This window comes from Psychrobacter nivimaris, from assembly GCF_043419765.1.
Classification (GTDB): Bacteria; Pseudomonadota; Gammaproteobacteria; order Pseudomonadales; family Moraxellaceae; genus Psychrobacter.
The window spans coordinates 512,447-534,560 of the sequence record NZ_JBHOFX010000001.1; the positions used below are offsets into that span (position 1 = coordinate 512,447).

General features: G+C 43.4%; 19 protein-coding genes. 10 read left to right on the forward strand and 9 right to left on the reverse strand.

Going from position 1 to position 22,114, the window contains the following annotated elements:
- Nucleotides 1-204 precede the first annotated feature (204 nt).
- Complete coding sequence (locus ACHEVO_RS01775) at nucleotides 205-2,058, forward strand: autotransporter domain-containing protein (protein WP_394123686.1); 1,854 nt, start codon at nucleotides 205-207, stop codon at nucleotides 2,056-2,058.
- Nucleotides 2,059-2,208: 150 nt separating this feature from the next.
- On the opposite strand, the gene arfB is transcribed toward ACHEVO_RS01775, so the two are convergent.
- From arfB to ACHEVO_RS01805, 6 genes are all read right to left on the reverse strand, one after another.
- Nucleotides 2,209-2,622 carry an alternative ribosome rescue aminoacyl-tRNA hydrolase ArfB gene (arfB, locus tag ACHEVO_RS01780; protein WP_201570157.1) on the reverse strand — a complete coding sequence of 138 codons (414 nt, stop codon included), beginning with the start codon at nucleotides 2,620-2,622 and terminating at the stop codon, nucleotides 2,209-2,211.
- 357 nt (nucleotides 2,623-2,979) lie between these two features.
- Nucleotides 2,980-3,822 (reverse strand): HpcH/HpaI aldolase/citrate lyase family protein, encoded by an 843-nt coding sequence (locus tag ACHEVO_RS01785; RefSeq protein WP_394123687.1) that lies wholly within the window; start codon nucleotides 3,820-3,822, stop codon nucleotides 2,980-2,982.
- 218 nt (nucleotides 3,823-4,040) lie between these two features.
- Nucleotides 4,041-4,802 carry an SDR family oxidoreductase gene (locus tag ACHEVO_RS01790; RefSeq protein ID WP_101205627.1) on the reverse strand — a complete coding sequence of 254 codons (762 nt, stop codon included), beginning with the start codon at nucleotides 4,800-4,802 and terminating at the stop codon, nucleotides 4,041-4,043.
- 174 nt (nucleotides 4,803-4,976) lie between these two features.
- Nucleotides 4,977-5,759 (reverse strand): SDR family NAD(P)-dependent oxidoreductase, encoded by a 783-nt coding sequence (locus ACHEVO_RS01795; protein WP_394123688.1) that lies wholly within the window; start codon nucleotides 5,757-5,759, stop codon nucleotides 4,977-4,979.
- Nucleotides 5,760-5,762: 3 nt separating this feature from the next.
- Nucleotides 5,763-6,770 carry an NADP-dependent oxidoreductase gene (locus ACHEVO_RS01800; RefSeq protein WP_394123689.1) on the reverse strand — a complete coding sequence of 336 codons (1,008 nt, stop codon included), beginning with the start codon at nucleotides 6,768-6,770 and terminating at the stop codon, nucleotides 5,763-5,765.
- Nucleotides 6,771-6,792: 22 nt separating this feature from the next.
- The gene (locus tag ACHEVO_RS01805) at nucleotides 6,793-8,598 is read right to left on the reverse strand and encodes an acyl-CoA dehydrogenase (protein WP_394123690.1); all 1,806 of its coding nucleotides are present in this window, start codon (nucleotides 8,596-8,598) and stop codon (nucleotides 6,793-6,795) included.
- Nucleotides 8,599-8,779: 181 nt separating this feature from the next.
- Here ACHEVO_RS01805 and ACHEVO_RS01810 point away from each other — a divergent pair, with 181 nt between their 5' ends.
- Nucleotides 8,780-9,802 (forward strand): GlxA family transcriptional regulator, encoded by a 1,023-nt coding sequence (locus ACHEVO_RS01810; RefSeq protein WP_114700239.1) that lies wholly within the window; start codon nucleotides 8,780-8,782, stop codon nucleotides 9,800-9,802.
- 19 nt (nucleotides 9,803-9,821) lie between these two features.
- Here ACHEVO_RS01810 and ACHEVO_RS01815 read toward each other — a convergent pair whose 3' ends face one another.
- Nucleotides 9,822-11,099: an LD-carboxypeptidase gene (locus tag ACHEVO_RS01815; RefSeq protein ID WP_394123691.1), complete on the reverse strand. Its 1,278-nt coding sequence runs from the start codon at nucleotides 11,097-11,099 to the stop codon at nucleotides 9,822-9,824.
- Nucleotides 11,100-11,302: 203 nt separating this feature from the next.
- On the opposite strand from ACHEVO_RS01815, the gene ACHEVO_RS01820 reads away from it, so the two are divergent.
- Nucleotides 11,303-11,782 (forward strand): YkvA family protein, encoded by a 480-nt coding sequence (locus ACHEVO_RS01820; protein WP_394123692.1) that lies wholly within the window; start codon nucleotides 11,303-11,305, stop codon nucleotides 11,780-11,782.
- Between the two features lie 109 nt (nucleotides 11,783-11,891).
- Here ACHEVO_RS01820 and ACHEVO_RS01825 read toward each other — a convergent pair whose 3' ends face one another.
- Nucleotides 11,892-12,197, reverse strand: coding sequence for a hypothetical protein (locus ACHEVO_RS01825; protein WP_394123693.1), 306 nt, complete (start codon nucleotides 12,195-12,197; stop codon nucleotides 11,892-11,894).
- A 103-nt stretch (nucleotides 12,198-12,300) separates the two neighbouring features.
- Nucleotides 12,301-12,846, reverse strand: a complete 546-nt coding sequence (locus tag ACHEVO_RS01830) for a hypothetical protein (protein WP_394123694.1) — start codon at nucleotides 12,844-12,846, stop codon at nucleotides 12,301-12,303.
- 349 nt (nucleotides 12,847-13,195) lie between these two features.
- Here ACHEVO_RS01830 and dnaQ point away from each other — a divergent pair, with 349 nt between their 5' ends.
- From dnaQ to ACHEVO_RS01865, 7 genes are all read left to right on the forward strand, one after another.
- Nucleotides 13,196-14,854 (forward strand): DNA polymerase III subunit epsilon, encoded by a 1,659-nt coding sequence (gene dnaQ, locus ACHEVO_RS01835; RefSeq protein ID WP_394123695.1) that lies wholly within the window; start codon nucleotides 13,196-13,198, stop codon nucleotides 14,852-14,854.
- A gap of 147 nt (nucleotides 14,855-15,001) precedes the next feature.
- Nucleotides 15,002-16,684 carry a hypothetical protein gene (locus tag ACHEVO_RS01840; protein ID WP_394123696.1) on the forward strand — a complete coding sequence of 561 codons (1,683 nt, stop codon included), beginning with the start codon at nucleotides 15,002-15,004 and terminating at the stop codon, nucleotides 16,682-16,684.
- 267 nt (nucleotides 16,685-16,951) lie between these two features.
- Entirely contained in the window at nucleotides 16,952-17,896 is a 945-nt protein-coding gene (gene nudC, locus ACHEVO_RS01845; protein ID WP_394123697.1) for an NAD(+) diphosphatase, read from the forward strand.
- Nucleotides 17,897-18,153: 257 nt separating this feature from the next.
- On the forward strand, nucleotides 18,154-18,999 hold the full coding sequence (locus ACHEVO_RS01850; RefSeq protein ID WP_394123698.1) for an RnfABCDGE type electron transport complex subunit B: 846 nt from the start codon (nucleotides 18,154-18,156) through the stop codon (nucleotides 18,997-18,999).
- 120 nt (nucleotides 19,000-19,119) lie between these two features.
- The gene (nth, locus tag ACHEVO_RS01855) at nucleotides 19,120-19,815 is read left to right on the forward strand and encodes an endonuclease III (protein ID WP_394123699.1); all 696 of its coding nucleotides are present in this window, start codon (nucleotides 19,120-19,122) and stop codon (nucleotides 19,813-19,815) included.
- 489 nt (nucleotides 19,816-20,304) lie between these two features.
- Nucleotides 20,305-21,471 carry a methionine adenosyltransferase gene (gene metK / locus ACHEVO_RS01860; protein WP_057760687.1) on the forward strand — a complete coding sequence of 389 codons (1,167 nt, stop codon included), beginning with the start codon at nucleotides 20,305-20,307 and terminating at the stop codon, nucleotides 21,469-21,471.
- A 76-nt stretch (nucleotides 21,472-21,547) separates the two neighbouring features.
- On the forward strand, nucleotides 21,548-21,904 hold the full coding sequence (locus ACHEVO_RS01865; RefSeq protein ID WP_102078350.1) for a DUF3144 domain-containing protein: 357 nt from the start codon (nucleotides 21,548-21,550) through the stop codon (nucleotides 21,902-21,904).
- The last annotated feature ends 210 nt before the right edge of the window (nucleotides 21,905-22,114 follow it).

The window sequence follows — 22,114 nt, forward strand, 5'->3', positions numbered from 1 at the left end:
TGAGCAGTTGCTTAGGCTAAATAAGCAATTATGTGAGCGAGACAGTATGATTTCTCAATACTTGAACACCCCTTTTTTATGCTCTAAAAACTTGTTTAAATAAGGCAATATTCTTGCAATTTTGCAATCAAAACGATTGCTAGCTTTCTAAAAAGTGGTTACACTCGGTTGACAAACTATTACATTGATGACAAGGAAGTCGCTATGCCTCGTAATACCTCACGTTCTAAAATTAGCCATACCACTCTTAAAACTTTTACCAAAAGCATGCTTGCTATCAGCCTATCTATCGCTGGTATTTCTCACGCAAATGCTTATGACAGTGTCACCTTTTTCGGTGACAGCCTGACCGATGGTGGCTATTTTAGTCAAGTTGTACCAGGTCCTGCTCAGTTTACCACCAACCCTGACAACACCTGGGCAACCTCATTCGCTGAGCAGCTAGGTACCACAGCTGTTCCCGTTGTATTCGGTAGTCCTCAAACTGGTAATAACTACGCTATCGGCGGTGCAAGAGCAGGCGAAGAAGCTGTCTTCCCTGGTGGTATTCCTATTGCTTCTGCCAATAGCCAAGTCGATAGCTATCTCGCCAATAACAAAGTAGATCCTAATGGGTTATATGTGGTGTGGGCAGGTGCAAATGACTTGCTTGCAGCGGCTGAAGATCCTGCTAATGCCCAAGCGACCATACTTGGAGCAGTAGCTAGCCAAACCGAAACGATTAATGCATTAAAAGACAATGGTGCTAAATATATCTTGGTACCTAATATTCCCGATGTCGGTCTAACCCCTAGAGTTATTGATCAAGGGCCTGTAGCACAGGCGCAAAGTACTGGTGCTACTAGCCTATACAATCAATTCATGCTTAGTGCCGCAGCAAATACTGGCGCTAATATCATACCGCTAGATATGTTTAGCTTAACTCAAGAGATCATTGCCTCTCCTGCTCAATATGGTTTCACTAACGTCACCGATGAAGCTTGCGGTGACAACAACAGCTCTCTAACTTGTGGACCTGATACTCTTGTAGAAGCAAATGCCAACGAAACCTACTTCTTCGCTGATGGCATACATCCAACAGGTGCTACTCATCAACTGATCGCCGACTATGCAAATGCTGTTGTCACTGCGCCTAGCTTAATCGGTGTGCTGCCACATATTGCAACGACAACCGGACTTGCAACCAATGAGCGCTTACAGTCACACGTAAACCAAATCCAAAGCAGTGAGCAAAAACCTGCCCGTGCACTATGGGCCGTCGGTGAAGTCGCTAACCAAGAAATTGCAGGGTTTGATGGTGATAATAATACCCAAGTATTGCTTGGCGTAGATTTTGCTCATCCTAACTCAGCCAATGCAGTGACAGGCTTATACGGCAACATCACTCAAAAAGACTTTGAAAACTCAGACGTTGGCACAGGTTTGAGTGATATTGATCTAGGAGAGTTCGGTTTTGGTGTCTATCATAGCAACAAGTTTGGCGGTTTACAGATCAATGGTGCTGCAGGATTTGGCAACATGGATGTCGATGTCACACGTGCTGTCACACTTGGTAGTAACCAACAGCAGTTTAAGTCAAATGCTGATGGCAAGCGCTTTTATGCCAACTTGCAGGCAGGCTACCCAATGCAAGTGAGCAATATTGCCGTTACGCCTTATATCGGTGCCACAGCGAGCCGCGTAAAAATTGACGGACTCAAAGAAAAAGAGATGTCTGGCATTGCTATGCAGTTCGATGAGCAGAAATACTCTACGACATATGGCAAGCTTGGCCTCAAAGCCAATCATAGCTTGATGGAGAACCTAAACTTATTTGGTGATATTCATTACCAAAAGCAGCTGAGTGACAATCGCGAAGCGGTAACCGCACGTTTAAATACGCTACCAAATATCAGCTTTGAGACGCCTATGGTCGAAACTGATGATGATAACGTTGCTATGACACTTGGCCTATCTAGACGCTTTGGTCTATTGAATGCTAATGCTGGTGTCACACATTCACAAGGTAATGACGACGACTCAACCAGCTTATTCGTTGGACTTAATGGTGCATTCTAAATAAGTCGTTAATCTAGAAGAATGGTATAGGCAATTAATCGCCTATACCATTATAAATTCAAAAACCTCTGCAATATACTATATTGCTTTTGCTCTATAAATTTTCTGCCGCACAACTTGTCAACGACAAAACCTACTATCACAAACTCTCTAAAAATCTACTTTACCGCGTAAAGCCTTTGTCTTACCGCGCTGGGTCTTTTTATCCACCCGTTTACGTTTGGCATTTCTGCTTGGCTTGGTCGGCCTTCTCGTTTTATTAACGTAAGTGGTTTTGGTGATAAAGCTTTGCAAACGCTCAAGCGCATCTATTCTATTGCGCTCTTGCGTTCGAAACTGTTGCGCCTTGATAATCAGCACGCCTTCCTTAGTTATTCGGCTATCTTTACTATTTAGCAGTCGCTGCTTGTACTCATCGCTCAGACTTGAGTTGTTAATATCAAAACGCAGGTGAATGGCAGAAGATACTTTGTTGACATTCTGCCCACCTGCGCCTTGCGCTCGTATGGCGCTGATCTCTACCTCATTATCATTGAGGCTAATATTATTATTAATAAAAATCATAGTATGCTGTTATCGAATGTGAATGGATATGGTTTATGATAAAGCATTATATAGTCAATCCCATATAAATTAGGTACGGTGTCAGTCTCGCTTAGTATACTGCTTGTAATACTTTCACTCGGCTTTCTAGGGCGTGTCCTCATTTTAAAAATGGGAATAAAAATGAGATAAATCGCAGTCAAACAAGGAAAATAGCGCAGATAATATCGAGATATTAGTCAGTTATTTGACGCCATTTGGCAAGATTTAGCCATTTTTAACCCAATTAGATAACTATCGATTGAATTGAGGACACGCCCTAGTATCCAAATTATATTGAACCGACTGCTTATATTTAACTAAACATGGACTGGTCTGCTACTTTGCCAACAGTTGACGACTGCGTTCAATCACTGGCGCATCTACCATTTCGCCATCTATTTTGAATACTGCTTGCCCGCTGCGCTCATACTCCTCAACTACACGCTGTGCAAATAACAAAGTCCCATTTGTTGGTTGCAATGCTTGCTGGACGACAGCCACTTGTTTAGGATGAATACACAGCATTCCTGACATGCCCATTTGTGACCATAGCTGTACTCGCTCGCTCAGTCCAACTTCGTCATTAAAGTCAGGATAAATAGTATCGATAGGCGACGATAACTGATGTACTTTTGACGTCAGGATTAGTTGATAGCGGATTTGATTGGCGATGATATCAGTAGCAGGCGTTCCTACTTGCACTTGCAAATCATTGCACAGATCTAAAAATCCATAACTAAATGCAGCCAAGCCGACTGCTGTTGCCATACTATCGATTTGATACAACCCCATCGCACTCTCAATCAGTGCAATCACGGGTAAATTGGTAAGCTGATGCACGCTTTCTATATCATCTACTTGCTCAGCTTTGGCCAAAAACACACCAGCTAAATTAGGCATCTTCTGACAAAGCACTATGTCTTTAAAGAATTCTTCGCTACCAGCCTTATTAATACGTATCCAAATCGGCTGATAACCTGCACTGTCGTGATATTGCTGTAATGCTTCGCGTGCGGATGCTTTATCTTCTGGCGCCACGGCATCCTCTAAATCTACAATAACCGCATCTGCTCCACTAGCAAATGCTTTTACCACTCTATCAATGCGAGTCGCTGGCACAAACAGCCATGTTTTATTTTGAGATATTGTATTTATTTTATTGTTGATAACTGAATTCATGCGTGACTCCATCATATTGTCCAAGTAGCTATTAGCATATTTATTATGCCACTATACAGCTGATGCTCATTTAAAATTAGCAATTTATTCGATAGTGCAAAACCAAGATTACTTAAACATTCCATCAAAAAACCAAATCAAAAAAACCGCATGAAAATAAATCTCATGCGGCTCTTCATAGTAAGTTACTCTTGAACTTATATGCTGTATTTTGCTAATTAAGCTAACATACCACCATCGACAACGATTGTCGCGCCTGTGGTATAGCTTGAGGCATCCGACACTAGATACAATACGGTACCAGCCATTTCATCAGGCTCAGCCACACGTCCTAGCGGAATCGAGTGTAGTGCCATTTTTAAGACTTTATCGTTAGTAGTCAATGCAGAGGCAAACTTAGTATCCGTCAAACCTGGCAATAGCGCGTTGACACGGATATTAAGTGGACCACATTCTTTAGCAAATGCTTTGGTCATGCTAATGACTGCCGCTTTGGTAATTGAGTAGATGCCTTGCTTATCGCCTGCTACTAAGCCGTTAACCGATGCAGTATTCAAGATGACACCGCCGCCCTGCTCTTTCATCATTTTGCCAGCAGCCGTTGACATAAAGAAGTAACCACGGATATTAACTTCAACCGTTTTATCAAAAGCTGCTAAATCTGTATCTAAGATATGGCCATAGTAAGGGTTGGCTGCAGCGTTATTAACTAAGATATCGATTTGACCAAATTCACTTTTGATATGCTCAAAAATTGCGTCAATTTGCTCCATGTCTCCTACGTGACAAGCAAAAGCACTGGCCTTATGACCGTCAGCTTTGATGCTATCAGCGACTGCTTGGCAAGCATCAATCTTACGACTAGAGACAATCACATGTGCGCCTCTTGATGCCAATAGACGGGCAATAGACTCACCAATACCACGGCTAGCACCAGTTACTAGAGCCACCTTACCGGTTAAATCAAATAAATCTTTCATCGTTATTCCTTATATTTTTATAAACTTTATATTTTCAATAATTTTTGAGCGCTAAATTCATATATTTAAAACGTGTATCTAAAATCAGATAACTAAACGCAGATAATCGCTGTCATAACTAACAGCGATTATCGAGCACTAATGAACTGAACAAAGAGCACTCAACGATCACGGTTACGCTAGCATACCACCATCTAAGGTGAAGGCATGACCATTCATAAAGCTGCTTTCATCGCTGGCAAGCCATGCAATCGCACTAGAGATTTCACTGACGTTTCCTAGGCGGCGCAGTGGACTGGCCTTAATCGTTGCTTGCTGCGTACGCTCATCCATGGTTGCCATGGTATTGCGTACCATTGGCGTATCAATGAAGCTTGGGCATACCGCGTTAAAACGGATATTGGCACGAGCATACTCATGGGCAGCGGATTTGGTCAGACCCATAACCCCATGTTTGGCTGCACTGTAAGCTGAGATCATAGGCGCTGAACGCAGGCCTGCAATAGATGCGACATTGATCACATGACCACCACCGTTAGGTATCATACAATTGACCGCAGCGCGCATACAGTGCCAAACACCTTTTAAATTCACGGCGATATTGCGATCAAAGTCGTCATCGCTCAGCTCATGCATTGGTGAAGGCTTGTGGTCGATACCAGCGTTATTTACCACAACATCTAGGCCACCAAGCGTTTCAACTGCAAAATCAAACAACGCACGTACTTCATCACCACTGGTCACGTCTACTTTTTTAAAGACGATACTGTTGCCAGTATCTTGACCTTGTTTGGCAACTGCTTCGCCCATCTCTTCTGCCATATCACCAATGACGACTTTTGCGCCGCGACTGGCTAGTAGTAATGCACTTGCTGCACCGATGCCTGACGCACCGCCCGTGATCAAAATTCGTTTGCCAGCTACATCTGATGCAATTCCATTTGTATTCAGTGTCATGATCTATCCCTCTACCTTAAGTACTAGTTTGCCGAAGTTTTCACCGTTAAAGAGCATCATTAGAGTATCAGGGAACGTCTCGATACCTTCAACGATATGGTCTTTCACTTTCATATCACCTGACTGAATCCAGCCAGCAATCTCTTTCATAGCGATTGGGTATTCTTTGATATTATCAAACACCACGATGCCTTCCATACGAGCACGATTGACCAATAATGATAAATAGTTCGATGGGCCTTTTACTGCTGTGGTGTTGTTATATTGGCTGATAGCCCCGCAAATAACGATACGCGCATGCAAATTGATCTGAGTAAGCACGTCATTTAAGATATCACCGCCTACATTATCAAAGTACACATCGACGCCGTCTGGGCAGGTTTTCTTTAGTGCTTTTTTCACATCTTCGTTTTTGTAATCAATCGTCGCATCAAACCCAAGCTCATCGACTAAAAATTTGCATTTCTCAGCGCCGCCCGCGATACCAACGACACGGCAGCCTTTAATTTTGGCAATCTGACCAACTAAGCTACCAACTGCACCAGCAGCTCCTGATACCACTACCGTTTCGCCTGCTTTTGGCTGACCCGTTTTTAGAAGACCAAAATACCCTGTCATACCCGGCATACCGAGCACGCCTAAGTAATAAGATAGCGGCGCTAGGCTTGGATCAACTTTATGCAGGCCTGTACCATCGCTGACTGCATATGACTGCACGCCGTCGTGACCTGCGACATAGTCACCTACTGCAAATTTCTCATGCTTACTTTCAATCACTTCACCCACAGTACCGGCGCGCATCACTTCACCAATTTGTACTGGCGCGATATAAGATTTGGCATCGTTCAACCAACCACGCATCGCCGGATCGATAGAGATGTATTCAACCTTAATCAGTAGCTGACCATCGGTAATACTCGGTATTTCTGTCTCGGTATAATCCCAAGTTTCAGCGCTTGGCTCACCTACTGGTCTTGCTTTTAATCGCCATTGTTTGTTTATCGTTGTCATGTCTCTTTCCTTAGAGTTGTCCTTAGAACCAGTCCGCTTGCATGTCAGTGCAAACCGAGTTGGTGTTGGTTAATAATTCGATGTCGCGTTTAACTAATGGTAGTTCCCAATCGATGAAGTATTTGGCCGCTTGTATCTTGCCTTTGTAAAAGTTTTGCTGCTCGACATCTTGCGTCGTACTTAGCAGCTGCTCAGCTTTACTGGCTTGGCGAATCCAAATCCAGCTCAGTACAATTGAGGCAAAAATATTCATTAGTGCTTGAGCATTACCAGTCAATGTCAGCGCTTCTTCTGTCTGCAACACTTTGCCCAAATGCACGAGCACTTCATGCAACTGACCCATATAAGGCATCAGCTTGCCTGCAAGTTGCGCGCTCTCAGGCGTAGTGATGCTTTCTAAATCTTTTGTAATTTCACGTTTTAGGATTTGAATGCCTAACCCACCTTTTTGCCATAACTTGCGGAATGACAAATCTAGCGCCTGCACACCGTTTGTGCCTTCATGGATAGGATTTAGACGATTGTCACGCCAAAATTGCTCAGCCTGATATTCACGCGTATAGCCTGCGCCGCCCAATACTTGAATACCTAAGTCATTGGCTTTTGGGCCATACTCAGATGGCCATGCTTTTAGCACTGGCGTTAGCAAATCTAATAGTTCGGTTAGCTCATTTTTTAGCGTTTCGTCTTCACAGGTATTGATACGGTCAATTAGGTTTGAACCATATAGACATAATGAGATGCCGCCTTCAGAGTAGGCTTTTTGCGCTAATAGCATGCGCTTTACGTCACCATGCTGAATAATGGCCGTTGCATCATCTTCAGGCTTATTGTTTGGCGCAATGCGACCTTGTGTACGGTCTTTGGCATAATCTAGCGAGTACTGATAGCCGCGATAACCAATCATAGAAGCGCCAAAACCAACTGCAATACGTGCCTCATTCATCATCTTGAACATATAGCGCAAGCCAAAATGCTCTTCGCCGATTAAATAACCATGACAATCGCCTTCGTCACCGAAGCTCAATGCCGTAGAAGTCGCACCTCTATAACCAAGTTTATGAATCAGTCCAGTCAAATGTACATCGTTACGCTCGCCAACAGACAAGTCACCGTTTAAACGATACTTAGGCACAGCAAATAAAGAGATACCTTTGACGCCGCCTGGGCCGCCTGGTACTTTGGCCAATACCAAATGCACGATATTGTCAGACAGCTCATGATCACCTGCTGAGATATAAATCTTGCTGCCTTTAACGCGATACGAGCCATCGTCTTGTTTTACGGCGATGGTTTTGATATCGGCAAGCGATGAGCCTGCATGTGGCTCGGTCAGTGCCATGGTGCCAGTAAATTCACCTGTCAGCATGCGCGGCATAAAGGCTGCTTTAATCTCATCACTAGCAAAATGCGAGATGACGTTGATTGCCGCAGTGGTCAGAAATGGATAGGCAGTCGTTGATGGATTGGCTGCCATAAAGTAGCCTGCCACAGCAGTCATCACCGTCTCAGGTAACTGCATGCCACCATCTTCGAAGCTATAACGACCTGCGACAAAGCCAGACTCACGGAACGCATCAAAAGCGACTTTCACATCGTTTATCATGCTGACTTTTTTACCATCGAACTGCGGCTCGTTCTTATCTGCAATATGGTTGTGCGGTAAAAATAAATCTGTCGCAATCTTATTTGCCGTCTCTAATACAGCATCAAATGTCTCGCGGCTATGTTCGGAGAACTTCGCGTGCTCGGTGAGTGATTCCGTGCTTAGCACATCATACAATTGGAAAGGTAATTCAAAATCGTTTAGGAGGGTATCTGCGGCCATAGTATTCTCGTTAACTGATTAAATGTGGTTATCAATTGATATTAGTCTAATTTGATACTTGTCCGTATTGTCATTTATGACATAATTATGGTCAAATAAGACACAAACAGAGTATCTAAGCAGTTGAAATCAACCAAGTAATGGCTATTTTGGTAAGCACAGCAAAGGAAACGAGTGACCTATGCCCTATTTCAAACCTTTTAAAATGATTATTCTTGGCTTCGATGGTGTACTTGGCAGCGTACTATCTGGCGCATTGGACTTGTTTTCATTCACGGGGGTCAGCTGGCAGCGCTTTTCGAATGAGTCTGTAGAGCCTAGATTTAATGTACAGATTGCAAGCTTGGGTGGCGGCGATATTAGGTGCAGCAATCGGTTAATCATGCAAGCCCACTGTGATATTCGAGACGTGACAGAGTGCGACTTATTGCTTGTGCCAACCATTGGCGATTCTATTGATAAGGTGTTGACGCAAAACAGTGAGCTGCTGCCACACTTAGTACGACTTGCGAATACCAAAGCCGATATAGCAAGCAATTGTAGCGGTGCATTTTTTTTGGCAAAGGCGGGATTGTTAGATCATAAGATAGCCACCACACACTGGGGCTATGCCAATAAGTTTAAGGCAGACTTTCCATTGGTGGACCTACAAGAGAATCAGTTTGTGACCCATTCAAGAAGCGAGTCAACGAACCAGTCAGGCAATATATTTTGTGCAGCTGGCGGCAGCGCCTTTTATGATTTGGGGCTATTATTGATAGAGCGCTACTGCGGACGTGAGATCTCTACGCAAGTGGCAAAAACCCAAATTATCGATAGCAAAAGAGGCAGTCAAAATAGCTATACCAATGTGACCTTGCACAAGCCGCATTCCGACCATTTGATTAAACAAGTACAAGAATATATCGAAGAGAACTTTCAGCATTCTTTACAGGTCAGTAGTTTAGCCGCTATGGTAAATATTACCCCGCGCACTTTAAACAGGCGCTTTCAGTCCTGCGTGGCGATGCGACCGATCGAGTATATTCAGGCCGTCAGGATTGAACAAGCCAAACGCTTACTTGAATTGGGCGATGTATCGATAAAGTCACTTGCCGATCAAGTAGGTTATGATGATATCTCTTCATTCACGCGTCTATTTAAACGTGCGACAGAGCTGACACCTAAAGAATATCAAGATAAGTTTTCGCGGTTGGCTATTTAAAAAGGACAGTGATTAACGTTTAAGCAGTCTGCCACAACCCTTCTGCGTGGATAGCATCAGCCTTGATCGTTGGATAATCGGTAAATGCCAACTGATAGCCGCCATTTGTATTAGGTATAAGCTGGCAAGTTGCTCCCAGCGGAAAACTGTATTTTTTGCCGATATGACCAAAAGGCATACCACTATATATTGGCAACCCTGTTAGTTCATGCAATTGACGAATGACTGTGGCGACATCATAACGTTTGTCATAACTGTCCTCGCCTGTACCAGACAATGCCCCAAATACAATCGCTTGCTGATTTTTAAAGACACCTGCGAGATATAAGTCATATAACATGCGCTCAATACGATACGCCTGCTCGCCGACATCTTCTAAAAACACAATGCCACCATCGATACGCGGTAAATACTCACTACCTGCTAGTGCCGATACGACACTTAGGTTGCCACCCCAAATCGTACCAGTTAATGGTTTTGGCTCACCCTTTGTCAGTATGGCAGGTAGCTGCTGACTGGTTAAGGTAGCATCCTGTATGCTGACAGTTAGATTAGGATTGGTCAGCACTTCAACAAACTGCTGACAGCTGACCTTATCAGGCGCAGTTTTGCCAAACTCGCTATAGAGCATCGGTGCGGCAAGCGAGCTCATTGACCCTTTTGCCAATAGCGCACACTGAATAGCCGTCACATCACTAAAGCCTGCGAGTATCGTGCCACGCTCCTTCATAATCCGTCCTAGTGTCGACCAGTCCACCATAGGCAATATGCGCATGGCACCGTAACCGCCGCGCACACCTAGCAGCAGCTTTGGCGCGGCTATTGCTCCAGTGGCAAGGTTTTGAAAATCGCTAGCACGCTGTGAGTCCGTTCCCGCAAAGCGTAAGTACTGACGATTGGTAATAGCAGGATTCTCTACTTTAAATCCAGCACAAGCCACACGATCTAATGCTAACTGATTACGCTCATCACTACCACCGACATTGGAGCTGGCAAAAAGTCGCGTCTCAATCGTAGGCGTGATACAACCTGCCTGCGTCAGTGACTCATGTGACATTTGTGATGATGAGTGTCCCTCTAACAACGAAGTTGGCAGATCATCTTTAGTCAGCTGCGTACTATGATTAGACTCGATAGGACTGGCTGCAAATGCTTGAGAAATACCTTGGCTCGCTAATACTGCTGTGCCTGCACTCACACCGATTCGACGTAAAAACTGCCGACGGTTTAGCCCAGATAATGTTTCAGTTGCATGACTATTTTTATTATCTGTCCATGCCTGACGCTTAATCCCCATATCTTACTGCTACCTTATCGCTTTTATTTTTATGACTTGTGTTTTTAGACCTTATGGCAGCATATTGTAGACGCTTTTCTGACACTGATGGTTGCCTAATCTTTACCGATATTTACTTTTTCGCTACTGAGACACACAATATAGGTCGATCATATTTGTTACTGTAAATACAAATTCATCGCAAAAAACAAAAGGTAATAATTATGTTTAATAAAAAAACCGATAAAAACAAGTCACTTGACTCTAATTTGGAATACTTGCTGGGCAAAGAAGACAAGCTAAAAGAAAAGTTAGAGGACAGCGGTTATCTTGAGCCGTTTAGTGATGATTTAATGCTATTTATGAGTCTTGTCAAAGACTATTATAAAGGTGACTACCGTAAGATTCCTTTTAAGACTATTTCAGCTGGCGTTATTGGTGCGCTCTATGTGCTAAATCCAATTGACCTCATTCCTGATTCTATTCCGTTTATCGGCCATATCGATGATGCGCTAGTACTTAAATTTTGTTTAAAGCAGGCCAGAAAAGATTTGCAAAAATATAAAGAATGGAAGCAGCAACAATTAGCTACTAAGGATAAGTTAGAAGTTAAGAGCGACACTAGTAAGACTGATAACGATAAAACTAGTAATGATGAGAAAGACAGCGACGAGACTGGTACCAATCTGAAGAAAGCCTCATAAATATTAATACTTTCAGCTATTAGAAAACTGCACTATCGAAAAAGCCACGACCTAGAATTAATACTTCGGTCGTGGCTTTTGTTATTCACAATTCATTCAATACTGTATTTTAATCAGGCACTTCATAATTAGCTTTTTCTGGATTGAGACCAAACGAGTAGACGAATGTCGCAACGAGGCTGTTGACAATAATGAAAGGTAAATCAATCGCAGCATGACCAAGTGCATAGCGACCAAGCAGCCAAGAGACGATCAACATGATAATAAAAAATGCACCCAAATATGCCAAAATCGCAGGGTGTTTTAGATTATGAGGCTGCTCAGGCGTTGGTTGTTTGTCTAATACATATGTCCTTACCGCCCAACCAGCTGCATAAGAAAACCCGCCTAACACCACGTAACTGAAAAAATTCATATTGCTTAACTCTAATGGTATGACTGTTTATAACAAAATACTGTCTATGCAAATATCATCGACTAACAATGATATTTATCTAAAGGCTATTATCAACGCTTACTTAAATACTTTCATCAACATTATCGATAACAAGATTAGCATGTGGGTTGGCTAAAATATCAGTATTCACCTCATCACATTCCACGCGGTAGATCGTATTCGCACCTCGGTAAATATACGACAAGTACTCACTGTCTAAGAGCGGATCAATATTTGCGTAAGCTGGTTTGACGTGCGCCAGTACCAGCACTCGATCAGGACGACCAATAACCGCATCGACATTGTCTGGATCGATAGAGAAGAACTGCGGTATGTCGCTATTTTCAATCACTTCTAACGGCTCTGGAGTATCCCAGACGCGCTTAGCAGTGACGGGTTCTTTCATCTGCATCACCCAAGTGTCGTCTTGCTGGCTGACCTTTATCTGAGCAGGCTCATCTTGACTCACCGTATAACAACCTTCAAAGACAGACAGATCGGACGCGACTTCGGTATCTGCTTGAGGGCTAGTATCATTACAAGCGCTCAGAAAAATCGCGCTGCTGGCAGTCACACTGAGCATCAAATAGGTCAGTCTCTTATTAAATAAATTCGAGCGTAAGGACATAATGGGGTTATCCTGCAATCATGCATTAAAAACTTTTATTAAGTGTACTATTGTCAAAAAACCATCAAATAGCAGATACGAAAAGTGCGCTTGGGCATCTTTGTAGCTAAGACAGCTCTGTCATTAAAAATCAGTGGCTTTCAGCGAGCTTCGCTATTTTAACAGAAAACCAAGACGTTACTATTATGTTATAAGTTACCGTAAGGGTTTTCTGACTTTGTGCGTCACGACTGCCCATATTTATGATAGATTTGCTATACTCACAACGTCATCATCATCGTTCGAATAACATAAACGAGATGCTCTAGTACTACCCTATGCTTACCACTTATCAGGTCCATACTCTTTTATGTCAGACAACCGTAATTCAATGCCAAACACTCATAAAGATAACGCGATTGATCCATTGGCTGCTAAAACAAATACCACTGTGGCCTATACTGATGGCGCCTGCAAAGGCAATCCTGGCGCTGGCGGCTGGGGCGCCCACCTTATATTTAGTGATGGCAGCACGCAAGATTTGTACGGCGGCGACAAAGAAACCACCAATAACCGTATGGAACTAATGGGTGCGATACAAGCCCTGACCCATAGCCCGCATGAGCATACTCTTGAGATTTGGACTGACTCCAGTTATGTCAAAAAAGGCATAACTGAATGGATTGAAGGTTGGAAGAAAAAGGGCTGGAAAACTGCCAGTAAAAAGCCAGTCGCCAATCAAGACCTATGGCAACAATTGGATAAGCTCTGCCAACAGCGTGATGTCAGCTGGCATTGGGTCAAGGGTCACGCTGGACATGCTGGTAATGAAAAAGCAGATGAGCTGGCAAACTTAGGTGTTACCTCAAACAGCGGGCATTCAGCCATACTTAGTGAAGCAGATACGACTAAAAAAAAAGACCACATAGCGACTGATATTAATCCTAACATTGATACTAATACTGACACTAACATTGATACCTTGCAAAAATCATCTAGCGCTGACTGGCTAAGTTTCGATCCATTGGGTTTAGATATGATAGAAGATGAGTTTGATGAAGAGCTCTTAGAACCTGAGCCGCTAAGAGAAGATAATCAGAGCACACCTGACAACCTTCAAACAAACGAAAACATTGCTGTAGAATCTAACAGCCATCAAGACAATACCTACAACCCGACGAGTACCAAAGCTATGCCAGATATTCAAACGCACCTAGATGATACCGTCGACAATGATATATTGCCAAGTGTAGAATCTGACGCCCCTAAGTTCGATGGGGATACTAGCCGTGCCAACCCATATTTCAAGCCGCTATTACCAAAGCCGATACACCGCCATGAAGCAGATCGTCAGCTTATCATGGATACAGAAACCACAGGGCTTGATGCACTAAAAGGCGATCGTATTATCGAGGTCGGTATTGTGGAGCTGGTCGGACGTAAGTTTACTGGTGAGAAGCTGCACGTTTATATCAATCCGCAGCGTGGCATGGATGACGAAGTCATTCGTATTCATGGTATCTCTGAAGCATTTTTGACCGACAAGCCGACCTTTGATCAAGTGGCTCAGTCTTTGTATGACTTTATGGACGGCGCTGAGATTATCGCTCATAACGCTACTTTTGATATGAACTTCTTAAATATGGAGTTTGCAAAAGTTGGTCTGAATGACTTTGCTAATCGAGTGCAAGTAACCGATTCACTGGCGATGGCCAAGCAGCAATACCCTGGGCAAAAAAACACGCTAGATGCCCTCGTGCGTCGCCTAGATGTTGGTAAGCAAGACCGTACTTTTCACGGAGCATTACTTGACTCAGAGATTTTAGCCGAAGTTTATTTGGCGATGACTGGTGGACAGGTCACGCTTGCCATTGAAGAGGATACAGATACCGATGGCGGACAAACCGCTCATGCAAGTTTCGCCAATTTAGCGAATTTATTGCTGGCATCAACGGCGGATGAAACTGCTGACCAAAGCTGGTATGCCGCTTTGGCAGAAGATTATCCTGCCCTAAAAGCTAGCATATAATTGTCGTTCGAATTTTTATTGAACCGACATTTGTATAATTTAGTCTTGATTATTATGATAGAAAGCGTTAAAACATCACTAGCTAATACTTTCTAAATCAACTTTACACCATTGCTATTCTCATCAGTACATTATGGAAAAATACTTATGGACCAGTCTGCGCAAATGAAGTTAACCGCCCCAACACTTAGTGTTACTGATTTTAACCTACCATCACTTCATTTATTGCATGATGAGGTTATAGCAACGCTTAAAGACACCGAGATTCATTTGAGTGAGTTCAACGATGATAGTAGTCAGGCACCTTTATTGTCGGACTCTATCGAAGTGCTAAAGCAGCTGTCTTGTATTTTCAAACTAATTTCTTTGGTCGGTGCAGAAGCATTGAATGATGCTATTGTTGGTGGTCTACAGAGACTGTATGACAATGGTGATAATAACGATACTGATTTGATCATGGATCTATCAGAAGCCATCATGACCTTGGATCGTTATGTCGAGTTTGTACTATTGACTGAATCGGTAGAGCCTACTCTACTGATACCTGTCATTAACAAGCTTAATGCGCATAGTCAAAAAGCTCCTATTACAGCAGACTATTTTTCTGCATTTGGTAGCAGTAGTGTCATCATCGCCAATCCTGAACAAAACTTTGAATCTCTAAGCGCACTTAATCTAGACACAGAGCTGCTGACCAACGCGTATCGTAGTGGCCTTGCGGTTGCACTACTCAATCAAGATGGCAAAATTGACTCTGCGGATCAGCAAAAGCTGGATGCTATGAGTGCAGCTTGTGCATTAATCGCTGCAAATACTGATAGTTTGTTTTGGCAAGCGGCGACTGCTGCCGTGACCGATATCGCAGCAGTATTACCATTAAACCTAAGTCAAAAGCACACACTTATCTATTTAGAGCAGCAATTTCAAAGCTATTTACCAGTCATGGATACCCGCTTTGCAGATTTAGTGAGCTTTGCCTGTCAACGTGATAACGAGCAAGCGCATCAACTACGTGAACAGTATGCAAGCAATCATTTAGAAGGTGCTCAGCTAGAACAAATGAAGCGCTTTTTATTCGGTCCTAACCGCGAACTTACCGATACGTTGAACACAATTATTCAAAATCAGATCAATAACATTAAAGAACACGTCGATAGTTATGCACGTGGCGATTCAATTAACCCTATTGACATGCAGACAGCGCAGATTATTAAAGAGCTGACTGAACTGAGTTCGGCATTACGTTTATTAGGTCTGTCCAACGCAGCCAATAGTCTTAGCGAAGCAGCAGAAGCTGTGAGCCATTGGCAAGCGCCTTCTCCTGAAGATTTTGATCATTTGCTACTAGCGCTAATGCATGCAGAGAATGCCACCATTGCTATGGCAGAGATGCATACACCAGGGGCAATCTATCTACCACTGAATAACCCGCATATCTCATTGCATCAGCTTAATACGGCCAATGATACTTTGATACAAGAAAGCCGAACTGCTATTGCTAGTGCTGAGCAAGCCATCAATGATTATTTGGCGGAGCCTGAACGCGATATGCTCAATATCCAAAATATTCCTGGGATGATGCGTCAAGTAGCAGGCGCGGTACGTTTCTTACAACTGGCCACACCTGCCAGCATGCTGAGTCAGCTAGCCAACTACATCGAACAACGTATCGAAGGCGGACGACGTATCGAAGACAGTACGTTAGCCTGCATCGCTGATGTTATCATGGCGGTCGATCATCACTTAGATGGTTTTGAGAATAATCGCCCTGTCAGCAAGCAAGCGCTTGATGTGGGTCAACAGAGCTTAAGCCATCTACTTGCTGCTTAACTTTTCTCATTGTCATGTCATGGTCATTATCTCTTAGCCATGACATCTCATTTACGTATAGATAACTCAAGATAATATAGGTACAAGTCAGGCATGTGAAAGCGCTACAGTCATTAGGTTAAACTAGCCTAGTCATTAGGCTGAACCAGCCTGACAATATATATGGATATCTGGGTATCTAGTTTATATAGAATTGATGATACTTTACTCTAAAACAGTCTGTGTCTACCTCGATGCGGACTTACTTTATAATGTTTGGAATTTTATATGGCCCATGCTTTTGTATTAAGTGATGACAGTATCTTATGCCGTCAAATGCCAGATGGTTGGTGGCCTTTACAAGTTCAGTTATCGCCCGATAGTAATGACTCAAATGAGCAAGCTTATCAGGTTGGTCACGTAACGCTGCACGAGAGCCTAGCACCAAATCATTGGTTATCAGACGACAGCAATAGCACTGGCAACCATGCAGATGATACGGTTAATGCCAATATGGCTCATAGCTTTACTGCCCAAGCGACGAGCGCCATGACTTATGACTATGCAGTTGCTCATAACGTGACGCTACCAATTATTGCTGAAAGTAGTGGTAACACTTTTGTTCCTTATCGAAAACTGATGACTCATTTGCCAGTCGCTTTGTCGGATCAGATTAGCCAAGCAATACAACTATTAAGCTGGCAAGCAGATACGCAGTTTTGTAGTCGCTGTGCTAGCCCTACTGTACATGCCGACCAAGGCGAACGTGCCATGGTTTGTCCAGTATGTCGATTGCGCCAATACCCTCGCGTACAACCGTGCGTCATTACTGCTATTACTCGGCCAAATCCAGTAACGGGTGAGATGCAAATCTTATTGGCTCACCATCATCGTCATGGACAGCAAAATTTGCCGCCAATGTATGGTTTGATCGCAGGGTTTGTAGAAATTGGAGAGAGTCTGGAGCATGCCGTAGTACGTGAAGTCGCAGAAGAGGTCAATATCAGCGTAACAGATATCCGCTATGTGAGTAGTCAGCCATGGCCATTTCCCTCTAACTTAATGCTTGGTTTTCGTGCATCGTATGCCAATGGCGATATTATCTTGCAAGAAGATGAGCTAGCACATGCTGATTTCTTTGATCTCTCAAACCTACCCAGAATCCCACCGAAGGGCAGTATCGCTCGCGATTTGATTGACCAAGTGGCTAAAGAACAAAATATAGATTTATAATCAGTACTTATCTATAAACACCACATTACGCTATAGTATTGTATTTTCAATCTCATCTCTTTAAAATCGCTGCTCCTGTGATAAGCGTTTTACTTTAAACTTTATTTTTTAATAAGTAACACGCTAACCTGAGCAGTAAAACGCTGACAGAGCAGATGCTCTTATAGATACTGTTTTACAAAGACCGCTTTCTCAACACTTTATCTCTATTTATACTAATACCTATTCTTACGACTGGTATTAAGGTCCTTAATTAAATGCAAAGTAGCACCAATATACGCTTAGTCAATCTACCCATCTTATTCGATGCATTACACATTGATACTTTGCCCGCTGACATACAGGCAAAAATTGCACGTGTGGATGCTTGTTTGCCACAGACGCAATGCGGACTATGTGAGCATCCAGATGGTTGCCTGCCATATGCCGCTGCGATTGTATTAGATGGCGAGCCGTACAATAAATGCGTGCCCGGTGGTCAGCCAGTCACGGACGCGATTGCTCAGACTCTCGATATAGACACTTCTAACGCTATGCTGACGGCAGTGCCTTCACAGTGGCCAATAGATGCTACTTCCGAACGTCCGACCGAGGTTCGTGCGGTTATCCGTGAAGATGACTGTATCGGCTGCACCAAATGCATCCCTGCTTGTCCAGTCGATGCTATCGTTGGTACTGGTAAGCATATGCATACGATTTTTACAGATTTGTGCACGGGCTGTGAGCTATGTATCGCGCCCTGCCCTGTTGATTGCATCGACTTAGTTACGATTGAGCGAGAAATATCTGAGCCTGAGCGAATAGCAGAACAAGAGGATTTGAGACAACGCTACCATACCCATTTGAAACGTGTCACAGAACAGCTTGCCGATACGAGCAATAGTAGACCTGTCGTTAGTATGGTAGAGGCCAAGCTCAATAATGCAGCAAGCCAGTCTCTAAACATCAGTGAGTCGCAAGCGAAAAATACCATTGCGGCTGCCAAGCTCCGTACCAAAATCAAAAAACTGGAAAAGCAACTGAGTGTGCGTGCAAACGATAAGAAACAAGCAGAACTCGAATCCTTACAAGCCGAGCTTGAGTCATTGCAAGTAGCGTTATAACGGTAATAGCTGATTACGCAATTAATGCGTTAATAAATTGATACTTTAATCATTAACATGAATGCTAGCGCTAGCATATAATTTGGCACCATCATTCATCAAAATAATAGTCAAAATGCCATGAGTAAAACGGTCAAACATAAAACAGCTGACACGCCGCCCTCTAGACGAATGCCCAATCGTAACGTGCGTCCATTCTTTGAAAAGCTGGCAGCGACTATTGATGAACCTGTCACCGAACTCAATTATGGCAGTAATTTTGAGTTACTTATCGCGGTAATTCTGTCCGCACAAGCGACTGATGTCAGTGTCAATATTGCTACCAAGCAATTGTACCCTGTGGCCAATACACCTGAGGCAATACTGGCGCTAGGAGAAGACGGTCTAAAATCCTATATCAAAAACATTGGTTTATATAATACCAAAGCAAAAAACGTCATCAAAACCTGCCGTGATTTGATTGAGAAATTTAATAGCACTGTTCCTGATAACCGCAAAGACTTAGAATCACTGGCAGGTGTCGGCCGTAAAACTGCCAACGTTGTGTTGAATACGGCCTTTGGCCAGCCGACCATGGCCGTTGACACGCATATCTTTCGTGTGGGCAATCGTACTGGGCTTGCCACTGGGAAAACCGTACTTATCGTCGAAAAAAAGCTGGTCGAGCGCATCCCAGAGGACTTCATCGTAGACGCCCATCATTATCTTATCTTACACGGCCGCTATACTTGCCAGGCTCGTACACCCAAATGCGGCGCCTGTCCTGTCTATGAAGAATGCATGTTCAAAGATAAAGCTGCATTTTTAGAGTTGTAACGTATTGTTCATTTCAAGCAGACGCTACTGCTAGCTAATCACTCAGCTAGCTAAACCGCTATCCAGTAACCAGCTTTAATTGCAGTGAACTGCTTGTTGAGCATTTCTTATAGTAGAGCAAGTGTTGCTCACTAGAGTTTTATAACGTTTCAAGGTAGAATAACCCTATTTTGCGTTAAGAGATTTTGGTCATTACCCTGCTTCTGATAAGGCAATCTGCACATTAGCGTTGTCTATTAGGGCAAGTACTGCTTCAACTCATTATCGCCAAGACCATATTAGAGCGAGGCAGTATCATTTTATATATTGATTAAATGATAGTCCGCTCACCCTTTGGTCATATTTATTAGCAAAGATTTTAGTCAAAACCGATTTTAAATTAAGAAATACCGATTATCTGCCGCGTAAATGCGTGGTCAAAATTAATTAGAGCAGCACCCAGATGTGCTGCTTTTCCTACCCTTATTGATTCAATTAAGCGATCCCATTATGCGTGAATACAACTTATTTACCTCAGAATCTGTGAGCGAAGGCCATCCTGACAAAATGGCTGACCAAATATCAGACGCTATCCTTGACGCTATCTTACGTGAAGATCTGCACGCACGTGTGGCATGCGAAACCTTAGTAAAAACAGGCGCAGTCATACTTGCAGGTGAAATCACCACAACGGCAAATATTGATTTAGAGCGTCTGGTTCGTGACACTGTAAATGGCATCGGCTATCACCATTCAGACCTAGGCTTTGATGGCGAGACTTGTGCAGTCATCAACATGCTAGGCAAGCAATCTCCTGAAATCGCGCAAGGCGTCGATCGTAGCGACCCAGAAGAGCAAGGTGCAGGTGACCAAGGCTTGATGTTTGGTTATGCTAGCAATGAGACCGAAGTCCTGATGCCAGCGCCTATCGAGTATGCCCATCGTTTGATGGAGCGTCAGTCGGAGCTGCGCCGCGCAGGTGAGTTGCCGTGGTTGCGTCCAGATGCCAAAGCGCAGGTGACCTTGAAATATGATGGTAATCGTCCTGTCGCCATCGATGCTGTTGTATTATCAACACAGCATGATCCAAGCATCTCGCAGTCAGATCTACAAGAAGCGGTGATGGAGTCTATCATCAAGCAAGTGCTACCAGCTGACTTACTGCACGCTGGCACACGCTATCATATCAACCCAACTGGTAAGTTTGTGATTGGTGGTCCTGTTGGTGATGCTGGTTTGACTGGTCGTAAAATTATTGTTGATACTTACGGCGGTATGGCACGTCATGGTGGCGGTGCGTTCAGTGGTAAAGATCCTTCAAAAGTCGATCGTAGTGCTGCTTACGCGGTACGTTATGTTGCCAAAAACATCGTAGCAGCAGGTCTTGCTGAGCGCTGTGAAGTACAGGTCAGCTACGCGATTGGTGTCGCTGAGCCTACCTCTATCTCTGTTAATACCTTTGGTACTAGCAAAATCAGTAACGATGAGATTATCCGCTTGATTCGTACTCACTTTGACCTACGTCCTTATGGCATTACCCGTATGTTGAACTTACTACAACCAATGTATCAGCAGACTGCTACCTTTGGACACTTTGGTCGTCCAGGTTCAGAGACTGCCTTTACGTGGGAAAAAACAGACAAAGCTGATATCTTAAAAGCAGACGCTGGTTTATAAGAGTCACTACTTTAAAACGTTTACCAACCATTTTCATATACTAAAAACTACTGACACTTATTATTAGGAGTTGCTTATGTCTCAAGACAATATTCAAGACCAAAACGCTGATGCTAACATCGAAATTACCCCTGAAATGCAGGCATTCTATCAACGTGCTGATGCTATCATTGGTATCGCCAACAGTCAGCTAGGTCCTGAAGCACATTCAGGTCAAGTAGGTGCTTCTTTATTGTATGCTGCAGCACGTTATAGCGCATCAGTTGCCTCTATTGGCTTCGTCAAAGGCGATGATTTCGCCAAAGAAAAAGACGATATCGTCGAGTTTTATGTCAAACAGTATCGCCAAATGCTGAGCGATAATTTGACTGATTATGCTCAAAACTTTGACAAGTACGTTCAGCTAAATCAAGACGACAAACCAGCTGAATAAGCGAATGTCGTTAGTCTAGATGTCTTTGATTTAGACATACTGTTGTAAAGTCAGTATTCGATTGCAGAAAATAAACCCCCAAGCTTAATTGAGCTTGGGGGTTTTTGTATGGTGTTTAAGTAGATAGCTACTGATAAATGAGCTACCATAAATGCTTAAGCGTTTAGCCTCAGTAGGCAAATCAATCATCGATAACAGGACGCTATCAAA